This is a genomic window from Rhodococcus sp. IEGM 27 (assembly GCF_033142305.1).
GTDB lineage: Bacteria > Actinomycetota > Actinomycetes > Mycobacteriales > Mycobacteriaceae > Rhodococcus_F > Rhodococcus_F oxybenzonivorans.
The window spans coordinates 1-17,406 of record NZ_JAWLSG010000002.1; the positions used below are offsets into that span (position 1 = coordinate 1).

General features: G+C 67.0%; 21 protein-coding genes. 13 read left to right on the top strand and 8 right to left on the bottom strand.

Annotation, left to right across the window (positions count from 1 at the left end):
• On the bottom strand, window positions 1-521 hold a 521-nt coding region (locus R4P95_RS06295), incomplete at its 3' end, for a carboxyl transferase domain-containing protein (protein WP_317756798.1).
• 104 nt (window positions 522-625) lie between these two features.
• Between R4P95_RS06295 and R4P95_RS06300 the strand changes: the two genes are divergently transcribed.
• From R4P95_RS06300 to R4P95_RS06320, 5 genes are read left to right on the top strand one after another with little or no spacing between them, the layout of a single operon-like run.
• Complete coding sequence (locus tag R4P95_RS06300) at window positions 626-1,486, top strand: biotin--[acetyl-CoA-carboxylase] ligase (RefSeq protein ID WP_213577269.1); 861 nt, start codon at window positions 626-628, stop codon at window positions 1,484-1,486.
• Between the two features lie 16 nt (window positions 1,487-1,502).
• Window positions 1,503-2,060, top strand: a complete 558-nt coding sequence (locus R4P95_RS06305) for an HdeD family acid-resistance protein (protein ID WP_213577270.1) — start codon at window positions 1,503-1,505, stop codon at window positions 2,058-2,060.
• Between the two features lie 16 nt (window positions 2,061-2,076).
• Window positions 2,077-2,634, top strand: a complete 558-nt coding sequence (locus tag R4P95_RS06310) for a PH domain-containing protein (protein ID WP_213577271.1) — start codon at window positions 2,077-2,079, stop codon at window positions 2,632-2,634.
• 39 nt (window positions 2,635-2,673) lie between these two features.
• Window positions 2,674-3,354 (top strand): response regulator transcription factor, encoded by a 681-nt coding sequence (locus R4P95_RS06315; RefSeq protein WP_109331309.1) that lies wholly within the window; start codon window positions 2,674-2,676, stop codon window positions 3,352-3,354.
• Between the two features lie 8 nt (window positions 3,355-3,362).
• Window positions 3,363-4,697, top strand: a complete 1,335-nt coding sequence (locus tag R4P95_RS06320; RefSeq protein WP_317746421.1) for a HAMP domain-containing sensor histidine kinase — start codon at window positions 3,363-3,365, stop codon at window positions 4,695-4,697.
• Between the two features lie 15 nt (window positions 4,698-4,712).
• Here R4P95_RS06320 and R4P95_RS06325 read toward each other — a convergent pair whose 3' ends face one another.
• The gene (locus tag R4P95_RS06325) at window positions 4,713-5,255 is read right to left on the bottom strand and encodes a GtrA family protein (RefSeq protein WP_109331307.1); all 543 of its coding nucleotides are present in this window, start codon (window positions 5,253-5,255) and stop codon (window positions 4,713-4,715) included.
• A 131-nt stretch (window positions 5,256-5,386) separates the two neighbouring features.
• On the opposite strand from R4P95_RS06325, the gene R4P95_RS06330 reads away from it, so the two are divergent.
• From R4P95_RS06330 to R4P95_RS06340, 3 genes are read left to right on the top strand one after another with little or no spacing between them, the layout of a single operon-like run.
• Complete coding sequence (locus tag R4P95_RS06330; protein ID WP_317746422.1) at window positions 5,387-6,646, top strand: 5-(carboxyamino)imidazole ribonucleotide synthase; 1,260 nt, start codon at window positions 5,387-5,389, stop codon at window positions 6,644-6,646.
• Window positions 6,630-7,157 (top strand): 5-(carboxyamino)imidazole ribonucleotide mutase, encoded by a 528-nt coding sequence (purE, locus tag R4P95_RS06335; RefSeq protein WP_317746423.1) that lies wholly within the window; start codon window positions 6,630-6,632, stop codon window positions 7,155-7,157. The genes R4P95_RS06330 and purE overlap by 17 nt, the downstream gene beginning before the upstream one ends.
• 47 nt (window positions 7,158-7,204) lie before the next feature.
• Window positions 7,205-7,585 (top strand): hypothetical protein, encoded by a 381-nt coding sequence (locus R4P95_RS06340; protein WP_213577274.1) that lies wholly within the window; start codon window positions 7,205-7,207, stop codon window positions 7,583-7,585.
• On the opposite strand, the gene R4P95_RS06345 is transcribed toward R4P95_RS06340, so the two are convergent.
• Window positions 7,570-8,289 (bottom strand): TIGR03089 family protein, encoded by a 720-nt coding sequence (locus R4P95_RS06345; RefSeq protein ID WP_317746424.1) that lies wholly within the window; start codon window positions 8,287-8,289, stop codon window positions 7,570-7,572. The genes R4P95_RS06340 and R4P95_RS06345 overlap by 16 nt on opposite strands.
• Window positions 8,290-8,312: 23 nt before the next feature.
• Window positions 8,313-9,767 (bottom strand): LCP family protein, encoded by a 1,455-nt coding sequence (locus R4P95_RS06350; RefSeq protein ID WP_317746606.1) that lies wholly within the window; start codon window positions 9,765-9,767, stop codon window positions 8,313-8,315.
• Window positions 9,768-9,894: 127 nt separating this feature from the next.
• Between R4P95_RS06350 and rfbD the strand changes: the two genes are divergently transcribed.
• Genes rfbD through R4P95_RS06365 form a run of 3 tightly spaced genes read left to right on the top strand, consistent with a single transcriptional unit; the run spans window position 9,895 to window position 12,747 of the window.
• Window positions 9,895-10,743: a dTDP-4-dehydrorhamnose reductase gene (gene rfbD, locus R4P95_RS06355; RefSeq protein ID WP_317746425.1), complete on the top strand. Its 849-nt coding sequence runs from the start codon at window positions 9,895-9,897 to the stop codon at window positions 10,741-10,743.
• A gap of 34 nt (window positions 10,744-10,777) precedes the next feature.
• On the top strand, window positions 10,778-11,671 hold the full coding sequence (locus tag R4P95_RS06360) for a glycosyltransferase family 2 protein (protein ID WP_213577278.1): 894 nt from the start codon (window positions 10,778-10,780) through the stop codon (window positions 11,669-11,671).
• Window positions 11,668-12,747, top strand: coding sequence for a sugar phosphate nucleotidyltransferase (locus R4P95_RS06365; protein ID WP_159925857.1), 1,080 nt, complete (start codon window positions 11,668-11,670; stop codon window positions 12,745-12,747). The genes R4P95_RS06360 and R4P95_RS06365 overlap by 4 nt, the downstream gene beginning before the upstream one ends.
• 53 nt (window positions 12,748-12,800) lie before the next feature.
• On the opposite strand, the gene R4P95_RS06370 is transcribed toward R4P95_RS06365, so the two are convergent.
• Genes R4P95_RS06370 through cofD form a run of 3 tightly spaced genes read right to left on the bottom strand, consistent with a single transcriptional unit; the run spans window position 12,801 to window position 15,683 of the window.
• A complete protein-coding gene (locus R4P95_RS06370; protein WP_213577280.1) occupies window positions 12,801-13,349 on the bottom strand; it encodes an NUDIX hydrolase in 549 nt (182 codons plus the stop codon).
• A gap of 10 nt (window positions 13,350-13,359) precedes the next feature.
• Window positions 13,360-14,700, bottom strand: coding sequence for a coenzyme F420-0:L-glutamate ligase (locus R4P95_RS06375; protein WP_317746426.1), 1,341 nt, complete (start codon window positions 14,698-14,700; stop codon window positions 13,360-13,362).
• Entirely contained in the window at window positions 14,697-15,683 is a 987-nt protein-coding gene (gene cofD, locus R4P95_RS06380) for a 2-phospho-L-lactate transferase (RefSeq protein ID WP_317746427.1), read from the bottom strand. The genes R4P95_RS06375 and cofD overlap by 4 nt, the downstream gene beginning before the upstream one ends.
• 466 nt (window positions 15,684-16,149) lie before the next feature.
• Here cofD and R4P95_RS06385 point away from each other — a divergent pair, with 466 nt between their 5' ends.
• Window positions 16,150-16,410, top strand: coding sequence for a WhiB family transcriptional regulator (locus tag R4P95_RS06385; RefSeq protein WP_201453656.1), 261 nt, complete (start codon window positions 16,150-16,152; stop codon window positions 16,408-16,410).
• Here the strand turns inward: R4P95_RS06385 and R4P95_RS06390 are convergent, their stop codons facing one another.
• On the bottom strand, window positions 16,411-16,902 hold the full coding sequence (locus R4P95_RS06390) for a metallopeptidase family protein (RefSeq protein WP_201453459.1): 492 nt from the start codon (window positions 16,900-16,902) through the stop codon (window positions 16,411-16,413).
• Window positions 16,903-16,982: 80 nt separating this feature from the next.
• Here R4P95_RS06390 and R4P95_RS06395 point away from each other — a divergent pair, with 80 nt between their 5' ends.
• Window positions 16,983-17,378, top strand: a complete 396-nt coding sequence (locus R4P95_RS06395) for a DUF3499 domain-containing protein (RefSeq protein ID WP_109331273.1) — start codon at window positions 16,983-16,985, stop codon at window positions 17,376-17,378.
• The last annotated feature ends 28 nt before the right edge of the window (window positions 17,379-17,406 follow it).

Sequence of the window (17,406 nt, forward strand, 5' to 3'; positions counted from 1 at the left end):
GAGGCCTGGACGTTGCGGTGGAAGATTTCGCCGTACAACCCGAGGGAGACGACGCCTTCCTGGATGCGGGCGCCGGCACCTTCGTTGATGCCGATCAGGGGGCGGCCGGTCTTGAGGGCGAGGTCCATGACCTTGACGATTTTTTCGCCGTAGATTTCGCCGAGGGAGCCGCCGAAGACGGTGGCGTCCTGGGAGAAGACGCACACGTCGCGGCCGTCGATGGTGCCGTAGCCGGTGACGACGCCGTCGCCGACGGGGCGGTTGTCGGCGAGGCCGAAGTTCACGCTGCGGTGGCGGGCGAGGGCGTCGAGTTCGACGAAGCTGCCCTCGTCCAACAATGCGGTGATGCGTTCGCGGGCGGTGAGCTTGCCCTTGGCGTGGACCTTCTCGACCGCTGCTTCACCGCTGGGGTGCTGCGCCTCGGCCTGACGATTACGCAGGTCGGCGAGCTTTCCCGCGGTCGTGTGAATATCGGGCGTGCTCGCCGACTCCGGCGCGCTCGGCTCCTGAACAGTGGTCATGACAGGTCAGCTTAACGAGAGTGGCGGGGCCGTGGCCAAGGGAGGTGGGCGTCCGAACGCGGCTACTGACCAGTACATTTTCCGGCCCACCATAGGCTGGAGAAATGTGGACTGATCTGAACCGACCCCCGCTCGACGCCGACGCACTGCGTAAAGCCCTCGTCCGCGGCGACGACGAAGGATCCGCCGGCGGCGATCCGCGCGCGTTCTGGTCGCGGCTGGACGTCGTGCAGGAGACCGGTTCCACCAACGCGGACCTCCTTTCGCGGGCTGCTCACGCGGACTGTGACCGGCACGTCCTGCTGGCCGAATTTCAGGGGAGCGGGCGTGGGCGCCACTCGCGCGCCTGGGTCAGTCCACCACAGGCGCAGATCGCCGTCTCCGCGCTGCTGACGATGCCCGGCATGAGCGTCGGCGACATGGGCTGGCTGCCGTTGCTGACCGGAGTTGCGGTGGTCGACGCGGTGCGCGCCGTCGCGAAGGTGCCCGCCGAGTTGAAGTGGCCGAACGACGTGCTGATCGACGGCCGCAAGGTGGCCGGAATTCTTGCCGAAGTGGCCACCACGACGCCTGATCCGGCGGTCGTCGTCGGAATCGGGATCAACGTCACCCTCGCCCGGGACGAGCTGCCCGTTCCACACGCGACGTCGTTGATGCTCGAAGGCGCGGAGGTCACCGACCGGAACACACTCGTGCGAGCGGTGCTGCGCGCCATCGCGGGTCGGTGGCAGCAATGGCACGACACGAACTGGGACGTCACCGATCTCGCGGACGCCTACCGTGCCCGCTGCGGCACACTCGGTCAGCGGGTGCGCGCCGAATTGCCCGGCGGCACCGAACTTCTCGGGATCGCGACGGACATCGACACCGAAGGGCGGGTGGTGATCGCGCCGGACGGCCGAGCCGACACGGTAGCGGTCTCCGCGGGCGACATTACACATTTGCGTCCGGTGCGCAAGGAGTGATGCCACACTGTGGTATATGAGTACCTCGACTCCCAAATCGGCCGACCTCACCGTTCGGCGCACAATGACCGGTCTCACCGTGGTACTCGGACTGCTGACACTGGGTCTCGGGGTCGCGGTGCTGGTTTGGCCGGACGTCACGCTCACGGTGGTCGCCGTCCTCATCGCCATCCAGTTCTTCGGTTTCGGTCTGGTTCAGATCATCCGGGCGTTCGCCGACGTCGACGCGGGCGGGGCCGCTCGAACGCTCGTCGGCGTATCCGGCGCGCTCGCAATACTTCTGGCGTTCCTGGTGCTGCGGAGCCCGCTCCAGACGGTGGTGATCATCGCCCTCGTCGTCGGTGCGTGGTGGGTGTTCCGTGGTGTGCTCGAGATCGTCGAGGGCGCATCGGGAACTGCCGCGGACCGTGGGCTGAGCATCGTGCTCGGCGTCATCAGCGTCGTGGCCGGAGCGATCGTACTGCTGCAACCCGAACTCTCGCTCGAGGTATTCGTCATCGTCGTCGGAGTATGGATGGTGCTGTACGGCATCGTCATCGTCATTACCCCGATCGTGCTGAGCCGTATGCGGTGAGGGCAGACTCTTCCGTATGGGATACCCCGAGGACGCCCTCGCCGACGACGAGGAACTCTTACTCCATCGTCATCCGCACTGGAAGATGTTGCTGCTGCCCGCCGTCACCCTGGTAGCGGCAACGGCTGTTGCAGGATTCGCGCTCGGCTTCGCCGGGAACAAACTCGACGGGTCGTCGCTGAACGTCGCAATGATCGTCGTGGCCGCGCTCTGGCTCGCGGTCGTGATCTGGCGATGCCTGGCGCCGTTCCTCAGCTGGAAGTCCACACACTTCATCGCCACCGACCGTCGGGTACTCATCCGGCACGGCGTGCTGACCCACACAGGCATCGACATTCCGATGGGACGAATCAGCAACGTCCAGTTCAGGCACGGCCTGCTCGACCGGATGCTGCGTACCGGCACACTGGTCATCGTCTCGTCCTCCGACGATCCCCTCGAGTTCGACGACATTCCCGACGTGCAGCGTGTCCACTCGCTCCTGTACCACCAGGTGTTCGATGCGATGGATCTGCACCGTGGTCGCGAGCGCGAAGACCCCCGCGGGGACGTCGATCCCGGCAAAGGCTGGTAACCGGTCACAGCTGTTCGCGCATCTCCGTACCCTGTGTAGGTGACCGCCGTATTGCTTGCCGAAGATGACGAAGCCATTGCCGCCCCGCTGTCGCGGGCACTGGGTCGGGAGGGATACGACGTCACCATCGAGCACACGGGGCCGGCGGCGTTGGAACAGGCGCTCGACGGTGCGTACGACCTCTTGATCCTCGACCTCGGACTACCGGGAATGGACGGTCTCGAGGTCTGCCGGCAAGTCCGCGCCCACAGTTCCGACCTGGCGGTGCTCATGCTCACCGCCCGCACCGACGAAGTGGATTTCGTCGTCGGTCTCGACGCCGGCGCCGATGACTATGTCGGCAAGCCGTTTCGGCTGGCTGAGCTGATGGCGCGGGTCCGCGCCCTCCTGCGTCGCCGCGGCGGCGGCGAGGATTCCGTCGTCGAGGTCGGGGGCATCCGTCTCGAACCGGCCGCCCGGCGAGTAATGGTGAACGGCGCCGAAATCGCGCTGGCCAACAAGGAGTACGAACTGCTTCGGGTCCTGCTCGAGCATGCGGGACAGGTGGTCTCGCGCGACACCATCCTGGCGGAGGTGTGGGGCGACGTCGAGCTGCGAGGGTCCAAGACGCTGGACATGCACATGTCGTGGCTGCGCCGAAAGATCGGTGACGAGGGGCCCGCCGCCGAACGTCGGATCGCGACGGTCCGCGGCGTCGGTTTCCGGATCAACACCGACTAGGCCGGTTCGTGCGCCGCAGAATTCTCCAGTCGATCCTCGCTGTCGTCATCCTCACGGCGTTACTGCTCGGTGTCCCGCTGATCTACACCGCCTGGTTGTGGGTCGAGGACTTCACCCGCAGTGACCTCCAAATCCGCCTCGACCGGATGGCGACGGAAATCATCGCTCAAGAAGGTGCGGACGGTGTCGTGGAGGGGGCCCTCGACATTGATTCGCTGCGTCTTCTGACCCCGTCGGACGGCCGGTTGGTGGTGGTATATCCGACCCCCGACGACGGTGCCGCCCGCGTTGATATCGGGGAACCCGTCGTCCCCTCACCGTTGGTCGAGTCGCTGGCGATGGGCACGTCCGGTTCCCTGCGCCTCGAGGTGCCGTCCGACGAGATGCGCACTCAGCAACGCCAGGCGGTGGGCGCCGTGGCGCTGCTGGTCCTGGTGTCGGTCGCAGCCGGAACCGTGGTCGCGGTCGTCACGGCCAACCGGCTCGCCGACCCGCTGCGGGACGTGGCCGGCCGAGCTGCCCGTCTCGCCGAGGGCGATTTTCGCCCGGACAGTCGTCGCCACGGCATTCCCGAACTGGACAGGGTGTCCGATGTCCTCGATTCCGCCACCGTCGAGATCGCCGGCAGGCTGCAGCGTGAGCACGCCCTCGTCGCCGATGTGTCGCACCAGTTGCGTAGCCGCCTGACTGCTGTGCGCCTGCGCCTCGACGAACTGTCGGAGCACTCCGATCCCGCTGTCGTGGTCGAGGCGGAAGAGGCGATGGCGCAGGTGGACCGCCTCACAGTCGCGATCGACGAACTGGTGCGCTCCTCGCGTAACAGCGGTACCGAAAACCATGTGTCCGTGATCCGGGAACTCGGCGTCGTCATCGCCGACTGGAAGCGGCCTTTCGAGGATGCCTCCCGCGACCTGGTGCTGCGCGGTGATGCCACGGTGATGGCGTCGACCACGGGCTCACGGCTGCGTGAGGCCGTCGCGGTGCTCGTCGACAATGCCCTCATGCACGGCGCCGGTACCTGCACTGTCGCGGTGCGGCTGATTCACGGGCAGACGCTCAGGGCGGCGGGTCCGGATGCTTCCATCCGCGAAGCGACAGTGTGCGTGGAGGTCTCCGACGAAGGCGACGGGGTGAGTAACGACCTCGCGCCGCACATCTTCGACCGCGGGTTCTCCGGGGCCGGATCCACCGGTGTCGGGCTCGCGCTGGCCAGGGCGCTGATAGAGGCCGACGGGGGCCGGCTCGAGTTGCAGCGGCGCCGGCCGGCGCTGTTCGCGATCTTCGTCCCGGTCGCGCGGGAGCACGTGCCGACCCGGGTGGCCGGGATCAGGGAGCCACGGTAGGAGCGCTCCCTCGGCTCACGCGTGGCCGATTTCTTCCTCGGCGGCCTCGTCGACCAGATCTGGATCGATGCGGACGGTCTGTTCCGGGAAGGCGAACCGGCGCAGTGCCCAGAACCGGAAGACCATCTGCAGAAGATTCCCGATGATGTAGTTGAGCACGAAGTCGACGATCACCAGAGTGGTGAGATTTTCCTGGTTTGCACGGATATCGAAGACGTTGTTGGCGGTCCACAAGGGTGCAGCGGCGATGAGAACTCCGATGCCGCTGATGGTGAAGAACAGCAACGCCTCGTGGTGGCGCTCGCGTCCACCGCGATTCTTGAAGGACCATTCGCGGTTGAGGATGTAGCTCAGCACTGTCGCCAGGACGCCGGAAAGAACCTTCGCGACGACCGGCTTCTCTTCCAGGATCGTGAGGCTGAGCGAGTAGAAGATGGCCAGGTCGAAGACCATGGTGGTGCCGCCGACGATGGCGAACTTGATCAGCTCGTGATGCCGCAACGCGAGAGCCCGGAAGGGCTGGGGTACGCGTGCAAGGACACCATCGACGAATGACACAACGGAGAAGTTTACGAAAGCAGGACGCAATACCACTAACTGGCGGTGAAATCATCAGGAGAATCACAGAAACTGGCGTGCTACCACCTCGGCGCGGGGACCCGGCAACCGACGTGACAAACTTATGACCCGTGACCGGCAACTCTGACTCCTCACCGCGTCCCACGACCCCCCGCGATCTGCACGCCGGGCAACCCGTCGTGACGATGATCGGCGGTGGCCAACTCGCGCGGATGACGCACCAGGCCGCGATTGCGCTCGGGCAGACGCTGCGCGTGCTCTCGGGTGCACTCGACGAACCTGCCGCACAGGTGAGCCCCGACGTCGTTCTCGGCAGCCACACCGACCTGAACGCGCTGCGTGAGGCGGCAGTCGGTTCGCATGCGCTGACCTTCGACCACGAGCACGTCCCGACCGAGCACCTCGACGTCCTCGTCGCCGAGGGCGTCAATGTGCAGCCGCCGCCGCAGGCTCTGGTGTATGCGCAGGACAAGCTGGCGATGCGTCGCAAGCTCGGCGAGCTCGGTGCGCCCGTCCCGGCCTTCGCCGAAGTGACATGGGCCGAGGACGTCGTGAAGTTCGGCGCGCAGCACGGATGGCCGCTGGTGATCAAGGCCGTCCGCGGCGGATACGACGGCCGGGGTGTCTGGATCACCGACGATTCGGACGAAGCCGAGCGCATCGTCACGCAGCAACTCGACAACGGTGTCGCCCTCCTAGTGGAGGAGAAGGTCGACATGCGCCGCGAGCTGTCGGCGATGGTGGCACGGTCACCGTTCGGCCAGGGAGCCACGTGGCCGGTCGTGGAAACCGTTCAGCGGCACGGCCAGTGCGCCGTCGTCCTGGCTCCGGCTCCGCAGCTGCCCCAGTCCCTCGCCGCAGAGGCAGAGGGACTGGCGTTGCGGCTCGCCTCCGAACTCGGTGTGGTGGGCGCCATGGCGGTAGAGCTCTTCGAAACCTCCGACGGCACCCTCGTGGTCAACGAACTGGCGATGCGCCCGCACAACTCGGGCCACTGGACCATGGACGGCGCCCGCACCTCGCAGTTCGAGCAGCATCTGCGTGCCGTCCTCGACTACCCCCTCGGTGATACCGCGCCGATCGCGCCGCTCACCGTCATGGCGAACGTCCTCGGGGCGCCCACCGCTCCGGAGATGAGCATGGACGAACGGGTCCACCACCTGTTTGCGCGGATGCCCGACGCCAAGGTGCACCTCTACGGCAAGGGCGAACGCAGGGACCGCAAGATCGGCCACGTCAACATCGTGGGCGGCCCCGGGTCCCTCGACGACCCCGAGTACGTGGCCGCGGTGCGTGAGCGGGCCGAGCGGGCGGCGCATTGGCTTTCACACGCGGAATGGACCGACGGATGGGATGTACACGGTGAGTGAATCGGCAGCAGAGCAGGGCGCGCAGGTCGGGCTCATCATGGGCAGCGACTCCGACTGGCCCACCATGGAAGCCGCCGCCGAGGCCCTCGCGGAGTTCGGTGTCCGGTTCGAGGTCGGTGTGGTGTCCGCCCACCGCACACCGCAGCGGATGCTCGACTACGCGAAGTCCGCCGCCGGTCGCGGCATCAAGGTGATCATCGCCGGCGCCGGCGGCGCGGCCCATCTGCCCGGCATGGTCGCCTCGGCCACCCCACTGCCCGTCATCGGTGTGCCCGTTCCGCTGAAGTACCTCGACGGCATGGATTCCCTGCTCTCGATCGTGCAGATGCCTGCGGGCGTTCCCGTCGCGACGGTCTCCATCGGCGGAGCCCGTAATGCGGGTCTGCTCGCCGTCCGCATCCTCGGTGCCGCCGACCCCACCCTGCAACGGCAGATGGCCGCGTTCCAGGACGGGCTCGAATCGATGGTGCTCGACAAGGACAAGGCCCTGCGCGAGAAGCTCCTCGGCTGAGTTCGTCTGCACTCCGGTACCGAGCCGCAAGCACCTATCCTCCACGAATGAGACGCAGTCGTGGGATCGCGGTCATCCGTGCGTCACGGGGTAATGCACAGTCGGTGGCGATCACCCGCTTGGCGTTGGTGTATGGGCGGGCGTGGGGTGGACGGATTGCCTTCGACGACGAGTTCGGCATCTTCGTGTGCAGCGGCATGAGGGGCGGCTTCGCGCGTGGGGGCACCACCATCGGTGGCGCGTTCCTCACAGGCCGGATGCCGGCGCGACCGCTACTGCGACACGAGTCGGTGCATGCCGACCAGTGGGCGACGTACGGGTGGACCTTCGCGCTGCGGTACCTGTTCGAGGAGTTACGGCACCCCGGGAGGCGCAACAGATTCGAGATCGCCGCGGGACTGGCGGACGGTGGCTACCGCGTCAGCTGACGCGTGATTTTCTCGGTATCGATCCGCCGCGCGTGAGCCGACGGGTCGGCGTTGGCAACCTGCACCAGCGACGCGCCGGCCGCGAAGACGGCGATCAGCCCGGCGATCAGTGCATCGGGCGAATCCCAATCGGCATCGGACGACACCCGATCCGTCGACGTGATTCCCTGCGCTTCGGCCGACGCTCGTGCGGCCTCGAGAACATCGTCCACGCCGGCCCCGGCGAGCGCCGGTCCGGCGACGGTCGGCCGGAACTGGTCGCCGTGGACGCGGACGGAGGTGGCGTAGTCGGTAATGCCGACCGGGAGATCGGGGACGGGGCGTCCGAATGCGTCGAGAGAGAGCACCGCGACCTCAGGTACGTCGTCGACGTCGTCGAGACGGTCCACCGAGACAAGTGCGACTTCCGCCCGCTCGTCGGGCTCGAGGACGACCTCGGCCCCAGCCCACCAGGCACCGAGGAGGACTGCGGCGGTCTGCCAGTGCGCGGGCAGCAGCACGCACACCCGTGCTCCCGGTTCGAGGGCGAACTCGTCCCGCAGCAGATTGGCGGTCTTCGCCGCCCAGTTGGTCAGGGTGAGCGCGGAGAGTTCGACCCGTTCGCCGGTGGCGTCGTCGTAGAACGTCACTCGTGGGCCCGCCGGGTCGCTCGCCAGGATGGGGTCGAGAAGGGCATCGGTCAGCGTGCGGGAGGCATGGTTCATGGACACAGCTCGTTTCTCGTTCTCTAGTTCACGCAGCGCGGGCCGGAGGAGCCGGCGTCGATGGGCGGGCCGGACGGTGCCGGAGTGGGCGAGGTGCCTGCCGCGGAGGACGTGCCGGCGGTCTCGGTCGTTCCGTTCGTGGAGGTGGTCTCCGCGGAGGTCGGGCCGTCGTAGTCGTCGGACAGCACCACGCGAACCGAGCCTTCGGGCAGAGACGAATCGGTGTCGGTGGGCAGCCCACCGAGTGCCGATGCAACCGCCTTGGCGCTGTCGTCGTCCGCGGAGTGGGCGAAGACCGTGGTGGAACTCACCGAGGTGCCGGTGTAGTTACCCACCTCACCCTGTGCGTAGCCCAGCGCGGTGAGCGCATCGGAGACACCGGTGGCGAGGCCCCCGATGTCGCTGGCGTTCGCGACATCCACGGTGACACTGGACGCGTCGATGTTCGGTGTGGTGGTGGACGTGTCGTCCGAGTCGCTCGGTTCATCACCGACGAGACCTGCCACATACTTCTTCACGGCCTTCGGATCGACCTCGACGATGGACTCGCCGTAGTCGGTCATGCCGTTGAGATCGGCCACCGGAATGGTGTCGAACTGCACCTTGCCACCGGCAAGGTCCTGCAGTTGGGTGGCGAATTCGATGATGTCCCAGTCGTCGTCGAGTACGACGGAACGCTGGACCGCAGCGCTCAGTTCGTTCAGCTTGCCCGGATCGCTGAGGGTTTTCGCGGACAGAACCTTGCCGACGAGCGACGCCATGAACACCTGCTGGCGCACGATGCGGTCGAGGTCACCCCGGGGGAGGTCGTGGCGTTGCCGGACGAAGCTCAACGCGTCGGCGCCCTTCAGCGACTGCTCACCAGCGGGGAAATGTGCCCCGGACATGTCCTCGTCCACCGGCTCGTTGAGGCACACGTCGACGCCGCCCACCGCGTTGGTCAGGAGGACGAATCCGAGCAACCCGACTTCGGCATAGTGGTCGACGGTGATACCGGTCAATTCCGCGACCGATTTGATGAGTGCCTCCCGGCCGGACTCCGTCGACTGCTCCTCGGCCTCCTCATCGGTCGCGCCGCCCTCGACGAGCTTCAACCGCTCCGTTTCTTTGGTGGCGCCGTATGCCGCATTGATCTTGGATTTGCCGATTCCCGGAACGTTGACGTAGGAGTCGCGGGGGATGGAAATGGCGGTGGCGGAACTGCCGTCGTTCGGTACGCGGATCAGGACGATGGTGTCGGTATTGGACGCCACCTCCTCGCCGGCCCGCAGCGAATCGAGTTCCTCCTGGGACAGCGGGTTGCCGTGCGCGTCGGTGCGGCTGTCCGTACCCACCATGAGGATGTCGACGGCGCCGTCGGCGCTTCCGCCGAGTCCGAGACCGCCCGCCGTCGCCAGATTGTTCCGCAACGAATCGATGCTCCGCCACGCGAAGCCCGTGACGACGAGTGCGAGCACCGACAGCACGGCCGCCGCGATGTGGACGGGATGCCGGCGCGTCCTCGGGGGGTCGCCCGGAACGGGTTGCTCGTGTGACACGCAAACCAGGCTACTGGTCGGCGCGTTCGGAGTCGGGACGCGGCGATCGGCGTGCCAGACTGACCGCGTGACGGAAATACTGGTGACCGGTGCCCGGGGACAACTGGGCAGACACCTTGTCCGATGCGCGGAGGCGGCAGGAATCGCGGTGCGCGGCGTGGGATCGGACGAGCTCGACATCACCGACCGCGGCGCCGTGGACGCGCAGGTGGAGAGCGGATCGGTCGTGATCAACTGCGCTGCGTACACCGCAGTGGACGCCGCCGAATCCGACGAGGCGACGGCACTCGCCGTCAACGAGCGAGGCCCGGCGAATCTCGCGGCGGCGTGTGCCCGTGCGGGTGCCCGGCTGGTGCACGTCTCCACCGACTACGTGTTCGCCGGCCAGGCGGACACGCCGTACGAGGTGGATTCGCCGACCGGGCCGGCGACAGCGTATGGGCGCACCAAACTGGCGGGTGAGCGCGCTGTACACGCAGCGCTTCCCACCGCCCACGTCGTGCGGACCGCGTGGGTCTACAGCGGTGCGGGTTCCGATTTCGTGGCCACCATGCTCCGCCTCGAGCGTGAGCGCGACACGATCGACGTGGTGAACGATCAGGTGGGTTCGCCCACCTTCGCCGGGGACCTCGCGGCTGCCCTCTTGGAACTGGTGCTCCGCACCGATGTCACGGTCCCGGTGCTGCATGCCACCAACGCGGGGAAGGCCAGCTGGTACGACCTCGCCCGGGCGGTTTTCGAGGAGGCAGGGGCCGACCCGGAGCGGGTTCGTCCATGCTCGAGTGCGCAGTTCGTGCGCCCCGCCCCGCGCCCGGCGTTCTCTGTTCTTTCACAGAACGCCTGGGTAGGCGCAGGGCTCACTCCTATGCGGCCGTGGCGTGAGGCCTTGCGCGCAGCGCTGACAACGGTCGTGTGAGGCGGAGCGCGCCGGAACGGCTACGCTTGCCCGCGTGAGTTCGAAGCTGGCCGTGGTGACGGTGACCTATTCGCCAGGCGAGCATCTGGAGCATTTCCTGGACACTCTCGCCGAGGCGACGAAAGAAGAGCCGCAGGTCGTGATGGCCGATAACGGTTCGACGGACGGCGCTCCCGAGGCTGCGGACAAGGCGTACGACCATGTGCGCTTGTTACGCACCGGCGGGAACATCGGTTACGGCGGTGCCGTCAACCGGGCTGTGGCGGAGATCGACGAAGAGATCGAGTTCGTCGTCGTGGCCAATCCGGATGTTCGGTGGGCGCCCGGATCGATCGACGTTCTTCTCGCGGCTGCGGAGCGGTGGCCACGGGCGGGAGCCCTCGGTCCCCTCGTGCTCGAACCCGACGGAAGCGTGTATCCCTCGGCGCGCCAGGTGCCCGACCTGGTGTCGGGGGCAGGCCACGCGGTCCTGGGCACAGTGTGGCCGTCCAATCCGTGGACCGCCGGTTACCGTCAGGAGAACGAGTCGATCAGCGAGCGCGCGGTCGGCTGGTTGTCCGGTTCATGCCTGCTGATGCGCCGGGCGGCATTCGATTCGATCAACGGTTTCGACGCCCGCTACTTCATGTACATGGAGGATGTCGATCTCGGTGACCGGTTGGGCAAGGCGGGATGGCTCAACGTCTACGTCCCGTCCGCCGAGGTCACGCACGCCAAGGGGCATGCAGCCGGGAAGCATCCCGAATTGATGTTGCCCGCCCATCACCAGAGTGCCTACCGCTTCCAGGCAGACCGGCACCCGCACTGGTGGCAGGCGCCGTTGCGGTGGGCCCTCCGCGGAGGATTGGCGGTGCGGTCGAGGTTGGCGGTGGCCGCGGCAGTGCGCGAACGACACAAGAATGACCAACGAGGGGGCGACGTCCGATGACAGGTGAACAGAAGACCGATGCGGTGGTGTTGGTGGGGGGCAAGGGCACTCGTCTTCGCCCACTGACGTTGTCGGCGCCCAAGCCGATGCTGCCGACGGCAGGTCTGCCGTTCCTCACCCACCTGCTCGCGCGTATCGCGGCGGCGGGAATCAACCACGTCGTCCTGGGCACGTCCTTCAAAGCGGAGGTGTTCGAGGAGTACTTCGGTGACGGGTCGAAGCTGGGTCTCGAGATCGACTACGTCACGGAGACCGAGCCGCTCGGAACCGGTGGCGGCATCCGCAACGTGCTTCCGAAACTGCGCGGTGAGAACACCATGGTGTTCAACGGTGACGTGCTCGGTGGCACCGACCTCGGTGGGATCCTCGACACACACCGAACCACCGAAGCCGACGTCACACTGCACCTCGTGCGGGTGGGCGATCCGCGGGCGTTCGGTTGCGTTCCCACCGACGCGGACGGACGCGTCACCGCATTCCTGGAGAAGACTCAGGACCCGCCGACAGACCAGATCAACGCTGGCTGCTACGTGTTCAAGCGCGACATCATCGAACAGATCCCATCCGGACGACCCGTGTCGGTGGAGCGCGAGGTCTTCCCGGCTCTCCTTGCGGAGGGCGCCCGGGTCTACGGGCACGTGGACTCGTCGTACTGGCGTGACATGGGCACTCCGGAGGACTTCGTCCGCGGCTCGGCGGACCTCGTCCGGGGCATTGCCCCCTCGCCCGCACTCGACGGGCCCCGCGGCGAATCCCTGGTGCACCCCGGAGCGGGTGTCGCCCCGGGTGCCTTGCTGATCGGCGGCACCGTGGTCGGCCGAGGGGCCGAGGTCGGGGCGGGTGCACGCCTCGACGGCGCCGTGCTGTTCGACGGTGCGGTCGTCGAGGCAGGGGCGACCGTGGAACGGTCCATCATCGGTTTCGGTGCGCGCATCGGTCCGCGGGCTCTGGTCCGCGATGCGGTGATCGGCGACGGAGCCGACATCGGTGCCCGGTGTGAGCTGTTGCGTGGGGCCCGGGTGTGGCCGGGTGTGACGCTTCCGGACGGCGGAGTGCGGTTCAGCACCGACGTGTGAAAGGCCTAGGCACACAGGACTACTGCGCCACCTGGCGCAGGTAGTCCTGCTGCTCAGCGCAGCCCGGCGAGCTGGACCAGGTGGTCGATCGTCGACTTCTCCGCGGCGGGCGGCAGCGCGTCCACCGGCCACCAGCGCAGGTCTGTGGATTCGGAACTGCGCACGATGTGTGCGTCGGGCCGGGCCCGTACGAGGAAGCGCAGATCGAGATGCCGGGTCGGCTGTCCCAGTGAGCAGGTGATGGGATGTGTGTGCGCCGAAAGCAATTCGGGGTCGATCCGTAGATCGGGAATACCCGACTCTTCGCAGGCCTCGCGCAGAGCCGCGTCGACGACGGTCTCGTCGGTGGCCTCGCAGTGCCCGCCCAGCTGGATCCACCGGCCGACACGGGGATGCAATGTGAGGAGCACGTGGCATCCGCCTTCGTCCAAAACCAGCGACGACGCCGTGATGTGACCGGGGGCGTGCTCGCGAAGACAGCCGAGGGGTGCGGAACCGAGGAACGCAAGCATGGTGTGGCGTAACGATTCGTCGCTCTCGCTACCTGTTTTCCAGGACTCGAGTACCTCGGTCGCAGACCGGTGCAGAGATTCGGCGCTCATGTCGCGGCGATCACCGTTCGAGAAGGGCGTCGGCGGGGTCGGGAGCATCTCGCGGCGCGAGCGGGTCCAGAGGATGACCGATCGCGACGGCACCGAGCGGCTGCCAGTCGGCGGGCAGTTCCAGGACGCTGCGCACGACGTCGGCGGCGAAAATTGTCGAGCCGATCCAGCAACTGCCGATTCCCTTGGTGGCCAGGGAGACGAGCAATCCCTGCACAGCCGCGCCGACGGCCACGGTGAACATGGTGGATTCGGCCGCTTGCCTGCGCGCGTCGGGATAGCTGTGGGCGCCGTCGGGAACACAGAAGGGGATGACGACCTCGGGGGCGTCGAACAGAATATTTCCCCGCGCCACACGGGCTTCGACGGCGGCCGCGTCCATGCCGTCGGAGGTGAGATCGGCCCGCCACTGATCCCGCATGCGGGACAACAGTTCGTCCCGGATCGCGCGGGTCCGGATCCAGACGAACCGGACCGGGCGAGTGTGGTGCGGCGCAGGAGCGGTGAGCGCTTCGGAGATCGAGGCGCGAACGGCGACGGCGTCGACAGGCTCGTCGGAGAATTGCCGGATCGAGCGCCGCAGCAGAAGGGCCTCGGATCGGCCCTGAGCCAGCGATTCGGCGGTGCCGAGCCAGAACAAGTCTTCCGGTCCGCGCCGGATCAGATCCGCCCCGCGGGATCCGTCGTCGCCGACGTCGAGGCCGCGCACGACAGCGACGGGCACGCCGCCGAGCTTTCCCTTCACGAGATCGCCTGCCGCGGCGATCTCGTCGGCGATCGCCACTTCGGTGACGATCAGCTCGTTGCCCTGGCCGTCTCGGGCCCCGGCATACGCGTGCAGGACGGGAAGACCGGCCGCGCCGATCGCGGCATCGATCTGACCATTACGCCACGCCCGTCCCATCGTGTCGGTGACGACGACAGCGACGGTGACACCGAGGGCGGCCTTGATCGCGTCCCGGAGACCACGAGCGCTGCGGTCCGGATCCTCGGGCAGCAGAGCGAGTTCGGACCCCTCGACGTTCGAACCGTCGATCCCCGATGCCGCTTGGACGATCCCGAGGCGATTCTCGGTGATCAGCGTGCGTCCCTTCCTGGCGACGATGCGGACGGCTTCCTGTTCGACGAGGCGCCGCCGGGCAGCGTCTCGTTCGTCGGGATCGGTGGGGGAGGCGACGATGCGGCCCTCCACCTTGGAGAACACCTTGCTGGTGACCACCAGCACGTCGCCGTCGCGAAGCCACGATGCCGCCGCAACCACGGCGGCGGCGAGATCGTCGCCGGGGCGGAACTCGGGCAGACCGAGGACCGGCAGGATTTCGAGCGGGCCGCCCGGCGCGTGATCGTTCACAGCGGCACCCCTGCCACGTCCAGGGCGGCCCGGACCATTGCCGCGGTCGCGTCGGGGTCGGTCATGACCAACGGCACGCTCCGGACCTCGACCCCGGGAACGTCGGCGGTGTCGGTGTCGTGTACCAGCCAGCCGTCGAGGATTCCGGTCCCGCTGCGCGCCCCGTAATAGCGTCCGATCGCCTCCGCCGACGTCTCGACCCCGATGACGTCCAGGCATTCGTCCGCCATGCCGCGCAACGGCTTTCCGCCGATGATCGGGGAGACGCCGACCACCTTCGCGGCCGTCGTGCGCAAGGCCCCGCGGATACCCGGGACGGCGAGGATCGCCCCGATGCTGACCACCGGATTCGACGGGGCGAGCAGGACGATGTCCGCGGACTCGATCGCCTCCACCACTCCGGGGGCAGGCTTCGCCTGCTCGGCGCCGATGTGCGCGAAACTGTGTGTCGGGACCTGGGCGCGGTGCCGGACCCACCATTCCTGGAAGTGGATTGCGCGCTGCTCACCGTCTTCCGGATCCGTGATGACGACATGCGTCTCACTGCGGTCGTCGGTGACCGGCAACAGGGCGACACCCGGCTGCCAGCGATTGCACAGGGCCTCGGTCACAGCCGACAACGGGTACCCCGTACGCAGCATCTGGCTGCGAATCAGGTGTGTGGCGATGTCGCGGTCGCCCAGACCGAACCAATCGGGTTTGGCACCGTACGCCGCAAGTTCCTCCTTGGCGTTCCAGGTCTCTCCCGCATGACCCCATCCACGCTCGGTGTCGATGCCGCCGCCGAGGGTGTACATGCAGGTGTCCAGGTCGGGGCAGATGCGCAGGCCGTGCATCCACACGTCGTCACCGACATTGACGACAGCGGTGATCCGAGGGGTGGGGGAGTCGCCATCCTGCGCCCCGTCGGTGCCGAGGAGTTTGCGTACGCCTTGCAGGAATCGAGCCCCACCGACTCCGCCAACCAATACAGTCACGTTCACGAAGCAAAGCCTAGGCGGTGCTCCGGGGGAGGCGATCGGCCGCTTCCCCCCGCGAATTCGAGCGCGAAATAGTAATGGACAATTTCGGCTTAGCTTGACCGCGACACGCTGGGCGTGTCTAATCACAAATATGTCATTCCGACGTTGTGGGCGTGGAATCGCTTGCAGCGGGGATCAATTCGAACGGTTGTTCGAACGGATGGCAGGGGTGTTCGGTTCGGGGTACGTGAACGATCGAAATTTTCTGCGCTATCACAGGTGAGGAGGCGGAGCGATGCCCAATGAGCAGGTCGAGTCGGAGACTCGCTGGAGCACAGTAAGCGACGAACCGCAGACCAATTCCGAAGCAGGCGCAGCAGACGGCGTCTGTGTTCAAGAAGTCTGTGTGCAAGAAGACAAGGTAAGTGAAAATCCGGTGCGACAACTCGTCGCGCAGGAGATCGAGACGGCAGGCACTCGCCCGGCGTTGAGCGTGGTGACGGGTTTCGACCATCTTTTCGAGACCATCGAGGATCAGTGGCAGGAACGCGCGCTGTGCGCGCAGACCGATCCTGAGGCCTTCTTCCCGGAAAAGGGCGGCTCCACGCGGGAGGCGAAGCGAATCTGCTTGGGCTGTGAAGTCAAGGACGAGTGCCTGGACTACGCGTTGGCCAACGACGAGCGGTTCGGCATCTGGGGTGGGCTGTCGGAGCGCGAGCGCCGTCGGCTCAAGCGGGGGATCGTCTAGTCAGTCCTCCTCGCCCGGCAAATCGGGGTCGATGATCTCTGGTTCGACGCCGAGGTAGGTGCTCACCTGCTGTACGAGCACGTCGTGCACCAAGTCGGTCAGATCGTCCGGGTCCTTAGCACGCTGTTCGAGCGGACGGCGGAACAGGACGACCCGCGCGCGGGTAGCGGTGCCGTGCCGGTCGATGCCTGCGGGTATCAGTCGCGACAGCGGCACCGGTCCGTCCGCCACGACCTCCGGCGGCCAGTTCACCGAATCCGGATCGAGCGCATGAATTTTCGGGACCTCGTCCACGGCGATGTCCAGCTTTGTGAGGCGCTCACGCCACTGTGCGTCGATCGGCGCAAACGCTTCGAGCACCACGAGATCGAATTTCTCCGCGCGACTGCGCCGTGCGGGCGCGTCCGGCGGAAACACCGACCCGCGAATTCCGCGTCCCCGACGGTCGACTGATCGGGTGGTCACCGGACGCCTGCGTCGTGCTCTGGACATGGACTGGACATTACGACAGCCGCACACTCTCGGTGTGTCCGAGTAGGTGCCGGGCCTCCGTGGGGCTAGGCTCCCTAGCTGTGAGATCTCTGCGTCGATGCTGCCGCCCCGGGTGTAAGAACCCCGCTGTCGCGACGCTCACGTACGTCTATTCGGATTCCACCGCCGTCGTGGGTCCTCTGGCCACCGTCGACGAGCCCCATTCCTGGGATCTGTGCGACACCCACGCTTCGCGGATCACCGCACCGAAGGGGTGGGAACTGGTCCGGTACGAGGGCGGATTCTCCTCGAGCACGCCGGACGAGGATGATCTGACCGCGTTGGCGGAGGCCGTGCGCGAGGCTGGGTTGGGCGAGCGCGGGCGTTCCGAACGAGCCGCCTCCGCCGAAGAACGTGCCGACACCGGCATGCACACCCCACCGGTCCGAACCGGTCGCCGTGGTCACCTGCGGGTTCTTCCCGACCCGGCCAACTGACTTCCCGGTCGTCGGTCCTGGCGTGAGC